We start from the raw sequence: 16,617 nt of genomic DNA, 5'->3' as shown, positions 1-16,617 counted from the left end.
GCCTGATTGAGTCATCCCCCGGGGCTGCGGCGGGAGCGGTTTCCTTGTTAGGATTGCCGGTCTGCGCCCTCGTCCCGTTCCGGGTCCGGCCCTGGAGAGAACCTGTATGACCCGTCTGATTGAAGTGTTGATTTCGCTGGCGATCGTTGCCGCACTGTTCGTGATCGTTGGTTTCATGCTGCCTTCGCACCGCCACATCGAGCAGTCGGTCGAGACCAACCGCAAGATGACGATCGTCTACGACACGCTCAACAGCTTTGCCCGGTTCAAGCAATGGAACGTCCTGCCGCTGCACGATCCGGCGATGGACATCAACATCTCCGGTCCCAAGTCCGGCCCCGGCGCGCAGCTCGACTACAGCTCCAAGGAGCGTTCGGTCGGCAGCGGCAGCTGGAAGCTCGTTGACAGCGTCCCCGGCAAGAGCGTGACCTACGAGATCACCAACAAGGAGCCAGGCACCAACAAGATCACCACGTTCAAGCTGGAGCCGACCGGTCGCGGCGCGGTCAAGCGCAATGTGCGCATCACCCAGACCTACGACGTCGATTACGGCATGAACCTGTTCGGCCGTTACGCCGGCATGTATGTCGCCAGCGGTATGGGCGACAGCATGAAGATGAGCCTGGGTCGCCTGAGCAACCTGCTGGCCGCGGTGCCCAACTTCGACTACACCGAGCTGAGCAAGGATGATCCGGCCAAGGCGCCCAGCATTGTCGAGCGCCCGGCCGCCAACCTGCTGCTGGTGAGCACGTCGGTGGAGCGCAACAACGACGTCGTCGAGCGCACCATGAAGAACAACATGCAGTGGATCGAGAAGGTCATGAAGGCCAACAACCTCGTGGCCGATGGTCCGGTGCGGGTGATCACCAACGAGTTCGGTTCGGAGACCTACTCCTTCGATCTGGCCCAGCCGGTGCGCAAGGCGTCCGGTGCCGCCGATGCCAAGTCCGACGAGCCGGACGCCACCGCTGCCAAGGATGCGGAAGCGGACGCGGATCAGGTGGCCGCCACCGACGAGGCTCCGGCCCCGGCCGGCAAGCTGTCGATCAAGCTGGAAGGTCCGGTCGAGCACGTCTATGAGGAGCCTGCCCGCGTTGCCGTGGTGCCGTTCTCCGGTCACATGGCCAACCTGCCCAAGGTGCGCGACGCGCTGCGTGCGTGGGTGCTGACCCAGGGCATGGAGACGGCCGGTCGCCCGTATGAGTCATGGGATGCGGGCATCGAGAAGGGCTTCATCGATGAAGGCGAGTTCCGTGTGTACTGGATGCTGCGCTGATCCGCTCCAGTAACGCCTGACTTCAGAACGCGCCGCGGCTATCCGCGGCGCGTTTTTTTGTCCTGCGGGCGCGACTGCTATCGTCGGGCTCCTTTTTGTGCCGGACGCTGCTATGAATCCATCCACTGCTGGCGCCACGACCGCAGCCGGCCCCATCGCCCTTCGACTGCTGGCCTGCGTGGGCGCTTTGCTGGCCGGCCTGTCGGTTGCCCTGGCCGCCTACGCGGTCCATGCGGCCGACCCGGCTGCCCAGCAACGCCTGCAGTCGGCGGCCTGGTTTGCCTTCGGCCATGGGATTGCCCTCACCGCGCTGGCGCCGCGCGCCGTTCGCCTGCCTGGATTGGCTGCGCTGGCGTCGCTGGCGATCGGCACGCTGCTGTTTTCCGGCAGTCTGGTCGGCGGGCACTTCCCGGCCACACCGACGACGCTGGCGCCGTTCGGCGGTGGTCTGATGATGCTGGGCTGGCTGCTGTGGGCGGTCGCCTCGCTCAGGCGCTGAGCTCGCTGCGGTTTCGCTTCAGGCGCCGTCTGCCCCGGCGGTCCAGCACCAGTGCCAGGGCTCGTAGACGATGCCGTGGGGGTTGTCGCGTGGGTAACTCATGCGAAAGCCGTGATCGGCGGCGTGGGCGGTCAGCCAGGCAAATGCCCCGGTCTGCTCGAAGGATTCCTCCGCGGGAGGTTCGCCGGGCGTGCCGATGTCCAGCGCGCAGCCTGAGTGGTGCTCGCTGTAGCCGGGTGCCGCGTTGACGGTGAGGATTTGGCTGACGGTCTGCCCACGCGCCAGTTTCCGCTGGAAGATGCCGCGCTGGTAATCGTGGCTGCGGTAGCCGGAGACCGCCTCCAGAACGACGTCGTCAGCCAGCGCGGACTCCTGCATGTGTGACCACGCCCGGGCAGCGCCGTGTCGCAGCCACAGGGCGCGGCGATAGCGGTCAAACCCGGCGAAGGCGAGTTCGGCCGGCTCGGCGACCAGCGGCAGGCCGGTGTCCCGGCCGTAGCCATCGTCGATGCCGAGCGCGTCCAGCAGGCGGTGCAGCCGATCCAGCGGCAGCTCGGGCGCGGGCGATGCAAAGGCCGCCGGTGGAGCTCGATGTTCGGCAAGGGCCGCGATGGCCGCATCGATGCCGGGCTCGCGCTGCCAGCCGTGCAGCAGTGGCTTCAGTCCTGCCGGAGTGGCGGCGGCGAGATAACGGCCGTCGTGCTTGCGCCGCAGCACGTGGTGGGCGTGCGCCAGCAGCCGGGCATCGTGGTTGCTGCGGGCCGGCAACAGGCCGTGCGGCCACAGCTCGATGTGGGGGGTGTTGATCAGGGAGGTTCTGATGGGAACCGGAAGTTGTCCGCGCATCCGCTCAGGTTAGCGCCGCCGTTGCGGCGGGCCAATGGGCGTGTGAGTCGGATGCGGAATCAATTCCGCGTGGACTGCTGGTTGATCCATGACGCGATGTCGGCGATCAACCCGGCGTCGACGTGACCGGCCTTTTGATACTCCGCCATGCTGCCGGGACCGCTTCCGGTGATACCCAGATGGTTGAGCGGGGCGTAGTGCTTGAGGGTGGCATTGGCATGCCCCGCCAGGGCGCGTTGCCACAGCTGCCAATCGGTATCGACCACCTGGAAGTCGCGGCCCCCTTGCAGGAGGAGCGTCGGCACGTCGACCGCGAGTGCATCGGCAACCGGGTCGATCGTGTCGAAATCCCGCCAGTAGGAAGCGGGCAGACTGAGCGGGGTGTCCTTGTCCGGCATCGCTTGGCCGGAGCGCACGCGCGCGATCTTGGCATCGAGGTCGTCGAGGAAGGCCTGCTCGGCGGGGAGGATGTCACCGTCGGCCTGGAGCAGGTAGCGGTTCTGCTCGGGCAGGATATCCAGCAGCGGGCGGGCGGGAGCGGCCAACATCACCAGACCGGCGACGGGCGCGCCGGACTGCGCGACCTTGCGGGCGATGCGTGGCGCCAGCATCGCGCCCTGGCTGTGGCCGAGCACGTAGATGCGCGAGGCGTCGATGCCCGGCGTGCCGCGCAGCGCTGCGACGGCGAGTACGGCATCGTTCGTGGTTTCATCATCGACGGTGTAATCGCCGGCGCTGAAGTCCTGCGGCCGCGCCATCGTCCGCTTGTCGTAGCGCAGCACCGCGATGCCCTCGTCGGCCAGCCCGCGGGCGATGTCGAGGAACGGACGGTTCGGGCCAACGGTCTCGTCGCGGTCATGCGGGCCAGAGCCGTGGACCAGGACGACGGCGGGCCAGCCGCTGCCTGGGGACTGGCCTTTTGGCAGCGCCAGCGTGCCGGGAAGGCCGGTCTCGCCGGGGCCGACCCGGAAGGGCTGCTCGGTAAAAGGGGCGTCCGTTGCCGGGGCCGCAGCTTGCGGGGCCGGAGCCGGCTTGACCAGGAACCCGCTGATCTGGCCCTTGTCGTTGATCGCGACCTGGGCCAGCAGTTCGGCCTTCTCGTAATGCAACGGGATGGCCACCATCTGCAGGCCGTTTACGTTGCTGACTCTGGCCTCGCCGCGGCCCCTGGAGGCGCCCACCTGAGCGGGCAGGGACGCCCACAGCTCCTTCAGCTTGGCGGCCGGTACAGCGGCGGCCATCTGCGCATCGAAGCGGGCTTCGGCACCGGCGAAGTCACCCGCATCGAGCTGGTCCAGCAGGCCATTGGCGATGGCGACTGGTCCATTGGCGGTCGGCGCGGCGGCGGCTGGCGTCGCGTTGGCGGAAGGCGGGTCACTGGCCGCGGCAGCGGGTGCCGCAGCGAGGACCAGCGCGGCAAGGACAGCGCACAGCGATCGCAGGTGCATATCAGTTCTCCTTCTTGAGGAAACAACGGATCGGCTCCAGAAAATGCATGTGGGTCACCGACACCAGCTCCCACCCCAGCTTGCCAAGGCGGTTGAGCTCTTCTTCCAGTCGCACCGTCACCGAGCCGCCCAACAGTTTCGGCTTCAGCTCCAGCACCTTATAACTCCATTGATCGCTCATCGCATTCACTCCTTTTTCGCAGGTTTCTTCTTGTCCGGAAGCCGCCCGGCCTTGCACAGGGCATCGCGCAGGACGTACTCGATCTGGGCGTTTACGCTGCGCAGCTCATCGTCCGCCCAGCGCTGCGTCGCCGCGAGGATCTCGGCGTTGATCCGCAGTGCATAGCCTTTTTTCTGTGTCATCGGGACCTAGTACAGCGAGCCGGCGTTGACCACCGGCTGGGTACCGCGCTCGCTGCACAGCACCACCAGCAGGTTGCTGACCATGGATGCCTTGCGCTCCTCGTCCAGCTCGACCACGCCGTTCTTCTGCAGGTCGGTCAGGGCCATCTCGACCATGCCGACGGCGCCGGCGACGATCCGCGTGCGCGCGGCGATCACCGCGCTTGCCTGCTGGCGCTGCAACATGGCCTGGGCGATCTCCGGCGCATAGGCGAGGTGGCTGATGCGCGCCTCGATCACGTTCACACCAGCCGCGCTGAGCCGCTCGGTGAGCTGCTCCTGCAGGTGGTGGGAGATCTCCACCGGATGGCTGCGCAGCGAGATCAGGCCGTTGTCATCGCTGTCATACGGGTAGCTGGTGGCCATCGCCCGCAGCGCGGCCTCGGACTGGATGTGGACAAAGCTCTCGTAGTCATCGACGTTGAAGACCGCCTCGGCCGAATCGACCACCTCCCACACGATCACCGCGGCGATCTCGATCGGGCTGCCTTCCAGTTCATTGACCTTGAGCTTGCCGCTCTCGAAGTTGCGCACGCGCATGGACACCTTGCGCTTGGAATAGAAGGGGTTGTTCCAGCGCAGGCCGCTGTCCTTGACCGTGCCCACGTAGCGGCCGAACAGGCTCAGCACGGCGGCCTGGTTCGGCTCGACCATGTACAGCCCTACCAGCATCGTGAGCACCCCGATCGCGGCGACGGCGGCGATGCCGACGTGGGCGAACTGCTGGGTGCGCAGGCCGTTGATCGCCAGCCAGCCCATGACCAGCAGCAGCGGGACGAGGACCAGCACCACGGGGATGCCGGGCAGGGAGCGGGTCGGGTTCTCTTTCATGGCGGTTCTCGGAAACGGGTCTGTGTTATTGATATCAAAGTGATATCAGAAAGGCAAGAAATTCCTGGCCGGCTACGCATCCGGATTACCGGGTCAGGTGATCAGTGAAGGGGCCCGCGACGCGATCAGCGCTGGCGGTTGGAAGGCCCCAAACCGTTCAGGGCGTGATGCGGTACAGCGGCGCTGGGATGAATTCGCCCGTGGCATACAGGCTCTCGCCGTCGGCCGACCAGCCCAGGGCCTCGGCCTGCGGCAGCCACGGCAGCACGCTGGTGCGTGGCGTTCCGGCGACCGCGCCTGCCCAGTCCTGCTGCGCGCCGCGCGGATACAGCAGCAGGTAGCGGTAGGTCATCACCGCCAGCGTGCGCCGGTCCGGCGATACGGATGCGGCGGTGACCTGGCCGTCCAGACGCGCGCGTTTGGGATTGCGGCGCAGCGTTTCCGGGTCCGGCTCGGGGACGCCGGCCAGATGGCCCACCCGGGTCGCGGTCAGCAGCTCGCGGTCCGGCGGTTGCAGCGGCAGGACGAACAGCTCCGGCGGCTCGCGCTTCTTGGAGATCAACAGGATCTCGCCGCGTTCGGCGTCCACGGCCACCGCCTCGCAGTCGCGGGCGCCATCGGGCCAGCGGAAGGCGATCGACCAGGCCGGCTTCAGCCGGGCGTTGGTCAGGGTCGTCGGCTCCTCGACCACGTGCAGTTGCAGGGTGCGTCGCAGGCCGCCGTTGTCGCCGGTATCGGCGATCAGCAGGTAGCGTTTGCCCTGGAATTCGAACGCATCCATGTCCTCCCAGTCGGTCTTGACCGCGTCTTCGACACCGAACGTGGCCAGCCGACGGCCGCGGGTGCTGACGGCGAACAGGCGCGCCGGATTGCCGCCGTCGTCGTGCATCCACAGCACGCCGGGATGGATGTGCGAGGCAGCCAGGCCGCTGATCTCGTCCATCTGCATGTCCAGCAACACTCCCGACAGGCGGGCTTCGGGGGCATCGGCATCGGCCGCGGTGTCCGGCTGCGCGGTGCAACCGAGCGCCAGTGCAACCGTCAGGGCGATCAGTGCGAGCGGGCGCGGGACGTGTGGCGGATTGGGTGGCATCGGGGAAGGATGGCACGCGCTCCGCATCGGGGTAAGCATCAAGCGCCCAATCCCGGCGCCGAAGTTAGACTGTCCGGTCCTGACTGCCTGACTGGATTGATCGCCGCCATGACCGAGACCTTCGCGCCGCCCGCAGGCAACGTCACCCTGGGCACGCCGCTGTCCCCGGGAGGGTTCCGCGTCCTGCTGCTGGGGTCGGGCGAGCTGGGCAAGGAGGTCGCGATCGAGCTGCAGCGCTTCGGCGTGGAGGTGATCGCCGTCGACCGCTATGCCGATGCGCCCGCCATGCAGGTGGCCCATCGCAGCCACGTCATCGACATGCTGGACGGCGCGGCGGTCCGGGCCGTGGTCGCCGCAGAGCGCCCGGACCTGATCGTGCCGGAACTGGAGGCGATCGCCACCGCGACACTGGTCGAGCTGGAGCGCGAATTCGCCGCCGATGGCCGGCCGACGCGGGTCATCCCGACCGCGCGCGCGACGCAGCTGACCATGGATCGCGAAGGCATCCGCCGGCTCGCCGCCGAGACCCTGGGCGTGCCCACATCGCCCTACCGTTTCGTCGACACGCTGGAGGACTACCGCGCCGCCGCGGAGGCGATCGGCATTCCCTGCGTGGTCAAGCCGGTGATGTCCTCATCGGGCAAGGGCCAGTCGCTGGTACGCGCCGCGGCCGATATCGAGCCCGCCTGGGACATCGCGCAGACCGGCGGGCGGACCGGGGCGGGGCGGGTGATCGTCGAGGGCTTCGTCGACTTCGATTACGAGATCACCCTGCTCACCGTCCGCCACGCGGGTGGGACCACCTTCTGCGCGCCCATCGGCCACACCCAGGTCGACGGCGATTACCGCGAAAGCTGGCAGCCGCAGCCGATGTCGGCGCTGGCACTGGAGCGCGCGCAGGCGATGGCGCGCAAGGTCAGCGACGACCTGGGCGGCTGGGGCGTGTTCGGCATGGAGTTTTTCGTCAAGGGCGACGACGTGTGGTTCAGCGAGGTCTCGCCGCGGCCGCACGACACAGGCCTGGTGACGTTGGCCGGACAGGACCTGAGCGAGTTCGCCCTGCATGCCCGCGCGATCCTCGGTCTGCCGGTGCCGGTGATCCGTACCCGCACCGCATCGGCGTCCTGCGCAGTGTTGGCCGAGGGCCATGGCGTCCCTGAGTTCCGCCGGGTCGACGCGGCCCTGGCCGAGCCCGATACCCAACTGCGCCTGTTCGGCAAGCCGCGCGTGGATGGCCAGCGGCGGGTGGCGGTCACGCTCGCCCTGGGGAACGACGTGGACCATGCCCGCGCCAAGGCGCGCAATTCAGCCGCGCAGCTCAAGGTCACCCTGCGCTGACCGGGCGCGCGGTATCCAGGAATCAGAACAGCAACGGGAGTTTGGATGGAAGACATGAACGGCTACGCGGTGTTCTTTTTCCCGCAGGCGCTGGAGGCATTGGGCGAGGTGATCAAGCCGTTCCTGCGCGAGGGCGCCGCAGGCACGCACGTGGTGTGCCGCGCCATCGATACGGGAGGCGCGATGTTCAAGATGGATCTGGACGGCCAGACGACGGCCGGGGATCCGGTCGCGCTGGAGATGATGATCCCCGGCAGCATGGTCCGCCTGATCGTGTCGGCGCGGATCGAGGAGTCGTTCGGGTTCGGCCCGCGCATCGCGGTTTCTTCGCTGGTGCCCGCAGCGCAGGCGACCGGCGCGGTGCCGGTGGTGGCACCCACTGCAAGCGGCGCGTCGGCGGACCCGGAGCCGAAGCGCGGGAAGGCGAAGCCGAAGCCCAAGACGGCGAGGTCCAAGAGGGCGTCGGAGTCGAGGCCGGAAGTGAACGCCGGGCCAAAAGCGAAGCCCGCTTCCCAAGTGGAACCGAAGGCAAAGTCAAAGCCCAAACCCGCCAGGAAAAGCGCCGCGAAGAAGCCGTAACTCCCGTTTGGCCGCCTCGCCGGTCAGTTATCGCGGGCCTCAGTTAGCGGGCACCAGATCCAGCCACACCAGGTGGTGATCGCTGGCGTCGACGATGTCGCTGCCCGGCTCCCCGCTGGCCGGCCAGAACACGCCGCCGTCGGTGACATGCAGGCCGGTCGAGGGCAGCACGTAATCCAGGCGCAGCGTGCCGCCTTCGGGGCCAAAGTCGCCGGTGTGGCTACGCAGATCGCCACGACGGGCGATGCCGCGCTCGGCGGCGCGTGGCGCGGCACCCGTGCTGCGCGGCACGAAGCGGGCTTTGACGCGCGGGTGGTTAAGCAGTTGCGCGATCGCGCCGGGCACGCCGTCGCCATCCACCGGATCCGCGTTGTAGTCGCCCACGATCACGAAGTTCGCATCGGCCGCCAACCCGCCGCAGCGCCCCCGATCGTCACACAGCCACTTCCGGTCGCCGGTGGGATTGATGTACTCCGACCAGAGCCGGATCTCGTCGGCATTGCGCCGCCCGTTGCGGTCTTCGGGCCCGTCGAACACCGGCGGGGTGGGGTGGGCGGCAAGAAGATGCACGATGCCGTGCGGCGTGCTGATGGGCACGTCCCAGTGCGACTTGGACGACAAGCGCAGCTGCGGCCACACCTGCGTTGGGTACCACGGCGCGCCGGTGGTCGGATCGACCGGCGCGCGCGCGCCCGGCATGGCGCTCCACTTCAGGTGCTGGAAGCTGCGCACCGCGGCGGCGTCGATGGGATAACGCGAGAGCACGAGCATGCCGTACTGGCCAGGATGCAGGCCGTAGCCCCAGGCATCGTTGCCACGGTCGCGGCCGCTGCCACCCACCTCGCCGTTGCGGTCCAGGTCCAGGCCGCTGGGCACGCCGGTATTGACCGGCGCCAGATATCGATACGGGTAGGCGAGCGCTTCGCCTCCTCCGGGCTGCGCCCGGGCCAGGTAGCGCCGCTGGAAGAGGTCGGCGGCGCGCCCGTCGGAGTCGTAGTCGAACTCGTTGAGCAGCACGACGTCCGGACGAATCCGCTGCAGCACCGCGGCGATTTTCTGTGCCTGCGCGTCCTCGCCCCCCAGCTGGCGGATCAGTCCGCCGGCCTCCTCGCTGTACAGCGAGACGTTGTAGGTGGCCACCCGCAGGGGCGTCGAGTCGGGCATGGGGCGGTTGGCCTCCTCGTAGGCCTGCCGGTCGCCGTGCACCGACACCCGCACGCAGCCGCCCACTGCCAGGGCCAGCACCAGCAGGGCCAGCGAGCGAAGCGCGCTTCTCCAGTTCAAAGGGCCATTCGGGCGGAGTCGGGTGCGGGTGCGGCGTGGCGTCATGTGGATTCTCCAGCGTCCATGTCGCGCCAGTTGCGACCGTTGAAACCTTCCAGCGGTCGGAAGCGGCGTTTGTAGTCCATCTTCGGGTGGCCCTTGATCCAGTAGCCCAGATACAGGTGCGGATGACCCTGCTCGGCGGCCCATTGCAGTTGCCGCAGCACCGCAAGCGTGCCCAGTCCGCGCCGGGCCTGGTCGGGGTCGAAGAAGGTGTAGACCGCCGACAGCGCGCCGGGTACGACGTCGGTGACGGCCACGGCCAGCAGCGGTCCCGGTCCATCGGAACCCGGATCGCGCAACTCGATGAAGCGGCCATTGCTCCAGCGTCCGGTCAGGAACTGGTCGAATTCGCTGGGTCCGTGGTCGTCCATGCCGCCGTTGCGATGTCGCGCGCCGAGGTAGCGTTGATAGAGCGCAAGTTGCTCGGGCGTGCGCTCCGGCGGCAGCACCCGCGTCACCACGTCGGCGTTGCGCGCGAGGCAGCGGCGCTGGCTGCGGTCGGGCCGGAAGCGCATCACGGGGATGCGCACCGCCACGCAGGCGCGGCAACCCTGACAGTGCGGGCGGTAGACGATGTCACCGGAACGCCGGAACCCCCACTGCAGCGCCTGTGGATACCAGCGCGGGAGTTGCGGGTCGCGCGGGTCCATGACCAGGTCGCGGGCGATGCGCTGCGGCCAATAGCCGCACGGGTGCTCGGCGGTGTGGAACAGCCGCAGATCGTCGATGTCCTGGCTTTTTTCGCTGCCCATGCCGCTCAGGATAGCGCCGCTTTGCGGCCGCGGGCGCATGGCGCGCGGCGGCAGCGATGCCCACCATGTTCATCTGCGGTTCCGGTCGCGGGTCAACGCCGGTGGGGGTGGCACGTTGATCCCTGCGACCGTGCCGTATTGGCACCGATGCAGGAGAACCCGCATGAAGCACCCAATGATCCGGATGTCCGCCCTCGCCGTGGCAATGCTGGTGGCGGGCGCCGCGCTGGCCGAGCCACAGGCGACGGCGACCGGCAAGACCGGTAACGAAAGCCCCCGCCATGACCGCTGGCTCACCCTGGATACCAACAAGGATGGCGTGATCGATCGCAGCGAAGCGGCCAGCCACCCGCGCCTGGCAGAGCACTTCGACCGCCTGGACAGCAACAGCGACGGCAAGCTGCAGCGCAGCGAATTGCAACGCAAGCACGGCCAGCGCGGGCGCCGCGGTGCCGGTGGTGGTCACCGGTCCGGCGGCATGGGCCATTGGGGTGGCCACGGCGCGATTACCCGCTACATCGCGCTGGACAGCGACGGTGACGGCCGCATCAGCAAGCTGGAAGCAGAGGGCTCGCGACTGGCCGAGCGTTTTGCCGGGATCGATACCAACAAGGACGGCTACCTGGTACGCAGCGAGTTGCTGGCCGACGCCGAGCGCCGCCGCGCCGAATTCACCCGCAAGGCAGACGAGCGCTTCGACCAGCGCTTCAAGCAAGCCGACAGCAATGGCGACGGGCGCCTGAGTCGCGCCGAATACGAGGCGGCCTGGCCGGGCAAGGAAAAGGTCTTCGCCTTCCTGGACGAGGATCGCGACGGTTATCTCACCCGCGCGGACCTCGCTCCGCGTCGCGGCCGCTGACCGAGGTCAAAACCCCATCAGGCCGCGGCTTTCCACGCGTTTGATGACCTTGGTCACCTGCCAGCGGTCGTCCCGGCGGGCCACCTCCAGCGTCAGGTAGGTGGCCTGGCCGCGGTGGTGGTACGCGCTGACCTCCACGGAGCCGTGCTCCGGCGCCGACGGTCGGAACACATGCACGTCCACCATCGTCGCTGCCCGTCCGGTGGCGCGCTCGTAGCTGCCCTTGTCCTCGTCGGGGACCTCTTGGCACGCGGTCGCCGGCACCAATGCCAGCCCCGGCTGCGCGCCTGCCAGCTCGCTGATCAGTGCGGCCGGCGCATCGCCGCCATCCACCCCAAGGCAGGCCACGGGCGTATCCACCTCGCCCAGGTTGGATAGGAATACCGCGCGCGCGACGGGTGCCAATGTCGCCGCAATGGTTCCATCAAACGGCGGCGAGGCAAACTGCGCGTCGACCAGTCTGACCGGCTCCGGCGTGGCCGCCGGCACGGGCGGCTGGTTCAGGGTGTGCATGCCACCGGCGACCACCACCGCCACGATCAGCGCCAGCACGCCCAGCTTGATCCGCAACAGCTTCTTGCGCGCCGGTGAACGCGCCTGTGCCAGTTCCACTTCGCTGCGGAAGGTGGGCGTGGTGTAGCCGTCGCTCGGCCGCGTGGTATCGATCAGGCCGGCCTCGCGGAGGATCTCGCGGGCCAGGCGCTGGTCATCGGAACGCACTACCCAGGCTTCCGATACCGGCGCGGACGGATCGGAATAGCTGAAGGTCCGGCGGCGGTTGCCCTTGTAGGAGCGGCCATTGAGGATGCGCACCTCGATCCCGGCCTGGCGCAGCAGTTCGGCGACGCCTTCGGTGTTTTCCAGCCGGTGGCTGCTGAATACCTTGCGCATGGCGGGGGCTCAGCTCCGCGCCGGGACATGCGTCGCGGCGTCGGAGGCATCGGGTACCACGCGGATCAGGCCTTCCTGCGCCGTGCTGGCGATCAGGACGCCGTCGCGCGAATAGATCTGGCCGCGGGCCAGGCCGCGAGAACTCTGCGCGCTGGGACTGTCGATGGAGTACAGCAGCCAGTCGTCGGCGCGGAACGGGCGGTGGAACCACAGCGCGTGGTCCAGCGAGGCCATCTGCACGTTGGGCTGGTAGTAGCTGATGCCGTGCGGATAGGTCGCCGTGCCCAACAGCTGGAAGTCGGAGGCGTACGCCAGCAGGGCCTGATGCAGGTCAGGGGAGTCGCCGACCCGGTCGGTCAGGCGGAACCACACCTGCTGCTGCGGCGGCCGCTTGGGCGGGTTGAGCTCGTCACGCGGATAGACGTGACGGAACTCGAACGGCCCTTCGCGCGACAGCCAGCGCTGGATCTTGTCGGGCAGCGTGGCCATGACCTTGTCGGGCACCGACGGCGAGGGCTCGATGTCCTCGGGCACGGGCACCGACGGCATCGAGGACTGGTGCTGGGCACCGGGCTCCTTGGCCTGGAAGGACGCCGCCATGAAAAAAATCACCTGGCCGTGCTGGATCGCGGTCACCCGGCGGACCGAGAAGCTGCCGCCGTCGCGGGTGCGGTCGATCTGGTAGACGATCGGCGCCTTGATGTCGCCGGCACGCAGGAAGTAGGCGTGCAGCGAATGGGCCCCGCGCGTCTCCGCCAGGGTGGCGCGGGCGGCCGACAGGGCCTGGCCGAGCACCTGGCCACCGAACACGTACTTGGTGCCGATGTCGCGGCTCTGGCCGCGGAACAGGTTGTCCTCGAGGCGCTCCAGCGAGAGCAGGTCGATCAGCTCGGAAACGGGGGGCGTCATGCGGCGGACCAATACGGGTGACCGGCAATTATAGCCGCCGGTGGCACGTGGCCGGCCGTGCCGGTCGTGCGATACAGGCCGGGCAAAGGCACCGGCCAGCGCTCAGCCGGGCAGCCGTTCCAGCGAAGTGACCGTGAGCACGTCCGCCCACGGGAACCGCGGTCCCGGATCGCGCTTGCGCGGCACGCGCAGGCCGGGATCGTCGCTCGCCACGGCCAGTTCCGTATCCAGGTCCTCGTGGCCGGCGATCCATCGCAGCGAGGGCATGCTGCCGGCCAGCCAGTCCAGCAGCGCGATCAGCGCAGCTATCTGCGCCGGCGGATAGGCTTCGTCCATCGCCTGGTGGCGCGAATCGAGCCAATCGGGGTAGCGCCCGCTGTTGACCAGCTCGATGCCGACCGAGCGCTGATTGACGCCGCGCACGTGGTGGGCAATGCGGTCGAGGTCGACGTACTGGTGGACCGTGCCGTCGCGGTCGATGTAGAAGTGGCCGCTGTTGCCCGTGCCCGATTCCGGATAAACCACACGCTCCCCGTATTCGCGCGCCATGGCCAGGTCGGGCAGCTCCGTGCAGTGGATCACCACCAGGTCGATTGCGACGGGATCCCGCCGGGCCAATCGCGCCTGATAGGGCAGCGGCGCTGGGTGAATGGAGGGGCCGGCAGCGGCGGCGTCAGGCTCGGTGGGCATGGCCCGGATGCTAGCATCGCGGGCCCCAGCCACCGCTGCGCGCGCCGTGCCCGCCACGCCGTCGCCGCCGTGCGTTTTTACTTCCGGATTCACCATGCGCGGACACTGCATCCTTTCCCACGGCTTTGAAAGCGGCCCCGACGCGACCAAGGTCACCGCCCTCGCGCACGCGGCCGCGGAGCTCGGCTGGACCTGCGAGCGACCCGATTACACCGACCTGGACGCCTGCGCCGACATCAGCCCGCTGGGCGATGTGCCGCAGCGCCTGCAGCGGCTGGTGGAACTGACCCGCGCCGCCGCCGCGCGTGGGCCGGTCGTGCTGGCCGGATCCAGCCTCGGTGCGTTCATCTCCGCGCACGCGTCCCTGCAGGTTCCGGTGGCCGGCCTGTTCCTGATGGCGCCGCCGATCCGCATGAACCAGGCGCATCCCATCGATGCCGCCGATGTGCCGCTGAGCATCCTGCACGGCTGGGACGATGAGCTGATTCCGGCCGCGGACGTCGTCGGCTGGGCGCAGAAGCGCCGCGCCCGCCTGTTGCTGGTCGATGACGATCACCGGCTTTCCCGCCACGTGCAGGCCAGTGCCGATGCGTTCATGGGCCTGCTGTCGAGCCTGGAACCGTCGAACGAGCGCGGGGACGCGCAATGAAGTTTTTCGCCAGTTGCGGCAAGGGCCTGGAATACCTGCTGGCCGAGGAGATGCTCGCGCTGGGTTGCGCGCGGGCGACGGCGACCATGGCCGGGGTGAATGTCGAAGGCAGCTTGCTGGATGCGCAACGCGCGGTGCTGTGGTCGCGCCTGGCCAGTCGCGTGTTGTGGCCGATCGCCGATTTCGATTGCGCCGATGAGCAGGCCCTGTACGCCGGCGTGGCCGCGATCGACTGGCCCGCGCAACTCGGCGAAGGCGACACCATCGCGGTCGATGCGCACGTGTCGGGAACCGGCCTGACCCACGCCCGCTTCGCCGCCCAGCGCGTCAAGGACGCGATCGTGGATGTGATGCGCGAGGCCACCGGCATGCGCCCCAGCGTGGATGTGGATACGCCGGATGTGCGCATCAATCTGGTGGTGCGCAAGGACCGCGCGATCGTGTCCATCGACCTGGGCGGTGGCCCCCTGCACCGACGCGGCTGGCGCCAGCAGCAGGGCGAGGCACCGTTGAAGGAAAACCTGGCCGCGGGTGTGTTGATGCGCGGCCGCTGGCCGCAGGTCTACGCCGGCGGCGGCGGGTTGCTCGACCCGATGTGCGGCAGCGGCACGCTGGTCATCGAGGGCGCGCTGATGGCCGCCGACGTTGCCCCCGGCCTGCTGCGCCACGGCGGCTTCGCCCCGACCCGCTGGAAGGGCTTCGACCCGGACGCCTGGCAGTCGCTGCACGATGACGCGCGCCAGCGCGAGCTCGCCGGACGCGCGGCGCTGCGGCCGGTGTTCTTCGGCCGTGACCGCGATCCGCATGCGATTGCCGCCGCGCAGGAGAACGAGGTCCTGGCCGGACTGGCCGGGGTGATCCAGTGGCAAGCCGCCGCGGTGGAAGGGCTGCGCCTGGGATCGATCCCCGTGCTCCCCCGGCCGGAGGTCGACCCGGATGCGAACGCCGCCCCCGGCGGACTGGTGGTCTGCAACCCGCCCTACGACCTGCGCCTGGCCGCCGATCCGGCGCTGTACCGCGCGCTCGGCGATGCGCTCAAGCGCGCGGTGCCGGACTGGCGGGCCAGCCTGCTGTGCGGTGACGCCGAGCTGGCCCACGCTACCGGCCTGCGCGCACTCAAGAAGTACCAGATGTTCAACGGCGCGATCGAGTGCACCCTGATCACCGTTGACCCGGTGGCACCGCAACAGCGTGAACGCAAAACCGGCGAAGAAGCGCCGGCACTGGCCGAGGGCGCGCAGATGGTCGCCAACCGCCTGCGCAAGAACCTGCGCAAGCTGAAGGCCTGGCGCCAGCGCGAGGCGGTGACCTGCTTCCGCGCCTACGACGCCGACCTGCCGGAGTATTCCGCCGCGATCGACGTCTACCAGACCGACGAGGAATCGCCGCGCACCTTCCTCCACGTGCAGGAATACGCGGCGCCCGACGACATTCCCGAACCCCTGCAGCGCCGGCGCCTGAACGAGTTGCTGGCCGCCGCGCGCGAGGTCTTCGACGTGCCGCGTGAGCACGTGGCTCTGAAAACACGTTCGCGCGGCAAGGGCGGCTCCAAGTACGGCCGTTTCGACCAGCGCGGCGAGTACCTGACCGTGCGCGAAGGCGATGCCCGCCTGCGGGTGAACCTGTTCGACTATCTCGACACCGGTCTGTTCCTCGACCACCGGCCCCTGCGCCTGCGGATCGCGGCCGAGGCCGAGGACACCCGCTTCCTGAACCTGTTCGGCTACACCGGCGCCGCCACCATGCACGCCGCCGTCGGCCGCGCCCGCCAGACCACCACCGTCGACCTGTCGCCGACCTACCTGCAATGGTGCGCCGACAACCTGGCCGAGAACGGCATGGGCGGCGCACGGCATCGGCTCGTGCAGGCCGACGCCATGGCCTGGCTGGAGGCCGACCAGGCCGAGTACGACCTGGTGTTCTGCGACCCGCCGACCTTTTCCAACTCCAAGCGCGCGGACGATTTCGACATCCAGGCCAGCCACGTCCGGCTGCTGCGTGCGGCGGTCGATCGGCTGGCGCGCGACGGCGTGCTGTACTTCTCCAACAACTTCCGCCGCTTCCGTCTGGACGAGGCGGCGGTGGCGGAATTTGCCTCCTGCGAGGAGATCAGCGCGCAGACTATCCCGCCGGATTTTGCCCGCAACACCCGGATCCACCGCTGCTGGCGGCTGCAGCGACGCTGACGCGGCGTCGCACGGGTGGATGCCGGCGCGCGCCGTGACGTTG

General features: G+C 68.7%; 18 protein-coding genes. 7 read left to right on the top strand and 11 right to left on the bottom strand.

Annotated features, from left to right (window positions below; genetic code table 11):
- Positions 1-106 precede the first annotated feature (106 nt).
- The gene (locus INQ40_RS09820) at positions 107-1,276 is read left to right on the top strand and encodes an SRPBCC family protein (RefSeq protein WP_193984149.1); all 1,170 of its coding nucleotides are present in this window, start codon (positions 107-109) and stop codon (positions 1,274-1,276) included.
- A gap of 112 nt (positions 1,277-1,388) precedes the next feature.
- Entirely contained in the window at positions 1,389-1,775 is a 387-nt protein-coding gene (locus INQ40_RS09815) for a DUF423 domain-containing protein (RefSeq protein ID WP_194340286.1), read from the top strand.
- 18 nt (positions 1,776-1,793) lie between these two features.
- Here the strand turns inward: INQ40_RS09815 and INQ40_RS09810 are convergent, their stop codons facing one another.
- The 6 genes from INQ40_RS09810 to INQ40_RS09785 all read right to left on the bottom strand — a co-directional run bounded on the left by INQ40_RS09810 (position 1,794) and on the right by INQ40_RS09785 (position 6,395).
- On the bottom strand, positions 1,794-2,621 hold the full coding sequence (locus tag INQ40_RS09810; RefSeq protein ID WP_194340285.1) for a M15 family metallopeptidase: 828 nt from the start codon (positions 2,619-2,621) through the stop codon (positions 1,794-1,796).
- Positions 2,622-2,680: 59 nt separating this feature from the next.
- A complete protein-coding gene (locus INQ40_RS09805; RefSeq protein ID WP_194340284.1) occupies positions 2,681-4,069 on the bottom strand; it encodes an alpha/beta fold hydrolase in 1,389 nt (462 codons plus the stop codon).
- Between the two features lies 1 nt (position 4,070).
- Complete coding sequence (locus INQ40_RS09800; protein ID WP_194340283.1) at positions 4,071-4,250, bottom strand: DUF4177 domain-containing protein; 180 nt, start codon at positions 4,248-4,250, stop codon at positions 4,071-4,073.
- Between the two features lie 5 nt (positions 4,251-4,255).
- The gene (locus tag INQ40_RS09795) at positions 4,256-4,432 is read right to left on the bottom strand and encodes an Arc family DNA binding domain-containing protein (protein ID WP_194340282.1); all 177 of its coding nucleotides are present in this window, start codon (positions 4,430-4,432) and stop codon (positions 4,256-4,258) included.
- A gap of 6 nt (positions 4,433-4,438) precedes the next feature.
- Complete coding sequence (locus INQ40_RS09790) at positions 4,439-5,302, bottom strand: SPFH domain-containing protein (protein ID WP_194340281.1); 864 nt, start codon at positions 5,300-5,302, stop codon at positions 4,439-4,441.
- 157 nt (positions 5,303-5,459) lie between these two features.
- Positions 5,460-6,395, bottom strand: coding sequence for a hypothetical protein (locus tag INQ40_RS09785; protein ID WP_194340280.1), 936 nt, complete (start codon positions 6,393-6,395; stop codon positions 5,460-5,462).
- Between the two features lie 108 nt (positions 6,396-6,503).
- Here INQ40_RS09785 and purT point away from each other — a divergent pair, with 108 nt between their 5' ends.
- Positions 6,504-7,733 (top strand): formate-dependent phosphoribosylglycinamide formyltransferase, encoded by a 1,230-nt coding sequence (purT, locus tag INQ40_RS09780; RefSeq protein ID WP_194340279.1) that lies wholly within the window; start codon positions 6,504-6,506, stop codon positions 7,731-7,733.
- A 45-nt stretch (positions 7,734-7,778) separates the two neighbouring features.
- On the top strand, positions 7,779-8,312 hold the full coding sequence (locus INQ40_RS09775; protein ID WP_194340278.1) for a hypothetical protein: 534 nt from the start codon (positions 7,779-7,781) through the stop codon (positions 8,310-8,312).
- A 39-nt stretch (positions 8,313-8,351) separates the two neighbouring features.
- On the opposite strand, the gene INQ40_RS09770 is transcribed toward INQ40_RS09775, so the two are convergent.
- Both INQ40_RS09770 and INQ40_RS09765 read right to left on the bottom strand, forming a co-directional pair.
- Positions 8,352-9,518 (bottom strand): endonuclease/exonuclease/phosphatase family protein, encoded by a 1,167-nt coding sequence (locus INQ40_RS09770; RefSeq protein WP_228482199.1) that lies wholly within the window; start codon positions 9,516-9,518, stop codon positions 8,352-8,354.
- Between the two features lie 119 nt (positions 9,519-9,637).
- On the bottom strand, positions 9,638-10,390 hold the full coding sequence (locus INQ40_RS09765) for an arginyltransferase (RefSeq protein WP_194340276.1): 753 nt from the start codon (positions 10,388-10,390) through the stop codon (positions 9,638-9,640).
- 163 nt (positions 10,391-10,553) lie between these two features.
- On the opposite strand from INQ40_RS09765, the gene INQ40_RS09760 reads away from it, so the two are divergent.
- On the top strand, positions 10,554-11,249 hold the full coding sequence (locus INQ40_RS09760; protein ID WP_228481985.1) for an EF-hand domain-containing protein: 696 nt from the start codon (positions 10,554-10,556) through the stop codon (positions 11,247-11,249).
- A 6-nt stretch (positions 11,250-11,255) separates the two neighbouring features.
- Here the strand turns inward: INQ40_RS09760 and INQ40_RS09755 are convergent, their stop codons facing one another.
- The 3 genes from INQ40_RS09755 to INQ40_RS09745 all read right to left on the bottom strand — a co-directional run bounded on the left by INQ40_RS09755 (position 11,256) and on the right by INQ40_RS09745 (position 13,739).
- A complete protein-coding gene (locus tag INQ40_RS09755) occupies positions 11,256-12,140 on the bottom strand; it encodes a hypothetical protein (RefSeq protein ID WP_194340275.1) in 885 nt (294 codons plus the stop codon).
- A 9-nt stretch (positions 12,141-12,149) separates the two neighbouring features.
- The gene (gene tesB, locus INQ40_RS09750) at positions 12,150-13,049 is read right to left on the bottom strand and encodes an acyl-CoA thioesterase II (protein ID WP_194340274.1); all 900 of its coding nucleotides are present in this window, start codon (positions 13,047-13,049) and stop codon (positions 12,150-12,152) included.
- A gap of 102 nt (positions 13,050-13,151) precedes the next feature.
- The gene (locus INQ40_RS09745; protein ID WP_194340273.1) at positions 13,152-13,739 is read right to left on the bottom strand and encodes an N-acetylmuramoyl-L-alanine amidase; all 588 of its coding nucleotides are present in this window, start codon (positions 13,737-13,739) and stop codon (positions 13,152-13,154) included.
- 94 nt (positions 13,740-13,833) lie between these two features.
- Between INQ40_RS09745 and INQ40_RS09740 the strand changes: the two genes are divergently transcribed.
- Positions 13,834-14,388, top strand: coding sequence for an alpha/beta fold hydrolase (locus INQ40_RS09740; protein ID WP_194340272.1), 555 nt, complete (start codon positions 13,834-13,836; stop codon positions 14,386-14,388).
- On the top strand, positions 14,385-16,574 hold the full coding sequence (rlmKL, locus tag INQ40_RS09735) for a bifunctional 23S rRNA (guanine(2069)-N(7))-methyltransferase RlmK/23S rRNA (guanine(2445)-N(2))-methyltransferase RlmL (RefSeq protein ID WP_194340271.1): 2,190 nt from the start codon (positions 14,385-14,387) through the stop codon (positions 16,572-16,574). Before INQ40_RS09740 ends, rlmKL begins: the two co-directional genes overlap by 4 nt.
- Positions 16,575-16,617: the final 43 nt, after the last annotated feature.

Source organism: Lysobacter sp. H21R4, assembly GCF_015277535.1.
Classification (GTDB): Bacteria; Pseudomonadota; Gammaproteobacteria; order Xanthomonadales; family Xanthomonadaceae; genus Novilysobacter; species Novilysobacter ciconiae.
Note: the sequence above shows the minus strand (reverse complement) of the source record. Positions and strands in the feature narration are given on the sequence as shown.

Bases quoted from the DNA above. Each gene is read 5' to 3' on its own strand.
- INQ40_RS09765 (WP_194340276.1), bottom strand. From the start codon at position 10,390: ATGGGCAGCGAAAAAAGCCAGGACATCGACGATCTGCGGCTGTTCCAC.
- INQ40_RS09755 (WP_194340275.1), bottom strand. From the start codon at position 12,140: ATGCGCAAGGTATTCAGCAGCCACCGGCTGGAAAACACCGAAGGCGTC.
- INQ40_RS09785 (WP_194340280.1), bottom strand. From the start codon at position 6,395: ATGCCACCCAATCCGCCACACGTCCCGCGCCCGCTCGCACTGATCGCC.
- INQ40_RS09795 (WP_194340282.1), bottom strand. From the start codon at position 4,432: ATGACACAGAAAAAAGGCTATGCACTGCGGATCAACGCCGAGATCCTC.
- rlmKL (WP_194340271.1), top strand. From the start codon at position 14,385: ATGAAGTTTTTCGCCAGTTGCGGCAAGGGCCTGGAATACCTGCTGGCC.
- INQ40_RS09820 (WP_193984149.1), top strand. From the start codon at position 107: ATGACCCGTCTGATTGAAGTGTTGATTTCGCTGGCGATCGTTGCCGCA.
- INQ40_RS09805 (WP_194340284.1), bottom strand. From the start codon at position 4,069: ATGCACCTGCGATCGCTGTGCGCTGTCCTTGCCGCGCTGGTCCTCGCT.
- INQ40_RS09775 (WP_194340278.1), top strand. From the start codon at position 7,779: ATGGAAGACATGAACGGCTACGCGGTGTTCTTTTTCCCGCAGGCGCTG.
- INQ40_RS09790 (WP_194340281.1), bottom strand. From the start codon at position 5,302: ATGAAAGAGAACCCGACCCGCTCCCTGCCCGGCATCCCCGTGGTGCTG.
- purT (WP_194340279.1), top strand. From the start codon at position 6,504: ATGACCGAGACCTTCGCGCCGCCCGCAGGCAACGTCACCCTGGGCACG.
- INQ40_RS09810 (WP_194340285.1), bottom strand. From the start codon at position 2,621: ATGCGCGGACAACTTCCGGTTCCCATCAGAACCTCCCTGATCAACACC.
- INQ40_RS09815 (WP_194340286.1), top strand. From the start codon at position 1,389: ATGAATCCATCCACTGCTGGCGCCACGACCGCAGCCGGCCCCATCGCC.
- INQ40_RS09745 (WP_194340273.1), bottom strand. From the start codon at position 13,739: ATGCCCACCGAGCCTGACGCCGCCGCTGCCGGCCCCTCCATTCACCCA.
- INQ40_RS09740 (WP_194340272.1), top strand. From the start codon at position 13,834: ATGCGCGGACACTGCATCCTTTCCCACGGCTTTGAAAGCGGCCCCGAC.
- INQ40_RS09760 (WP_228481985.1), top strand. From the start codon at position 10,554: ATGAAGCACCCAATGATCCGGATGTCCGCCCTCGCCGTGGCAATGCTG.
- tesB (WP_194340274.1), bottom strand. From the start codon at position 13,049: ATGACGCCCCCCGTTTCCGAGCTGATCGACCTGCTCTCGCTGGAGCGC.
- INQ40_RS09800 (WP_194340283.1), bottom strand. From the start codon at position 4,250: ATGAGCGATCAATGGAGTTATAAGGTGCTGGAGCTGAAGCCGAAACTG.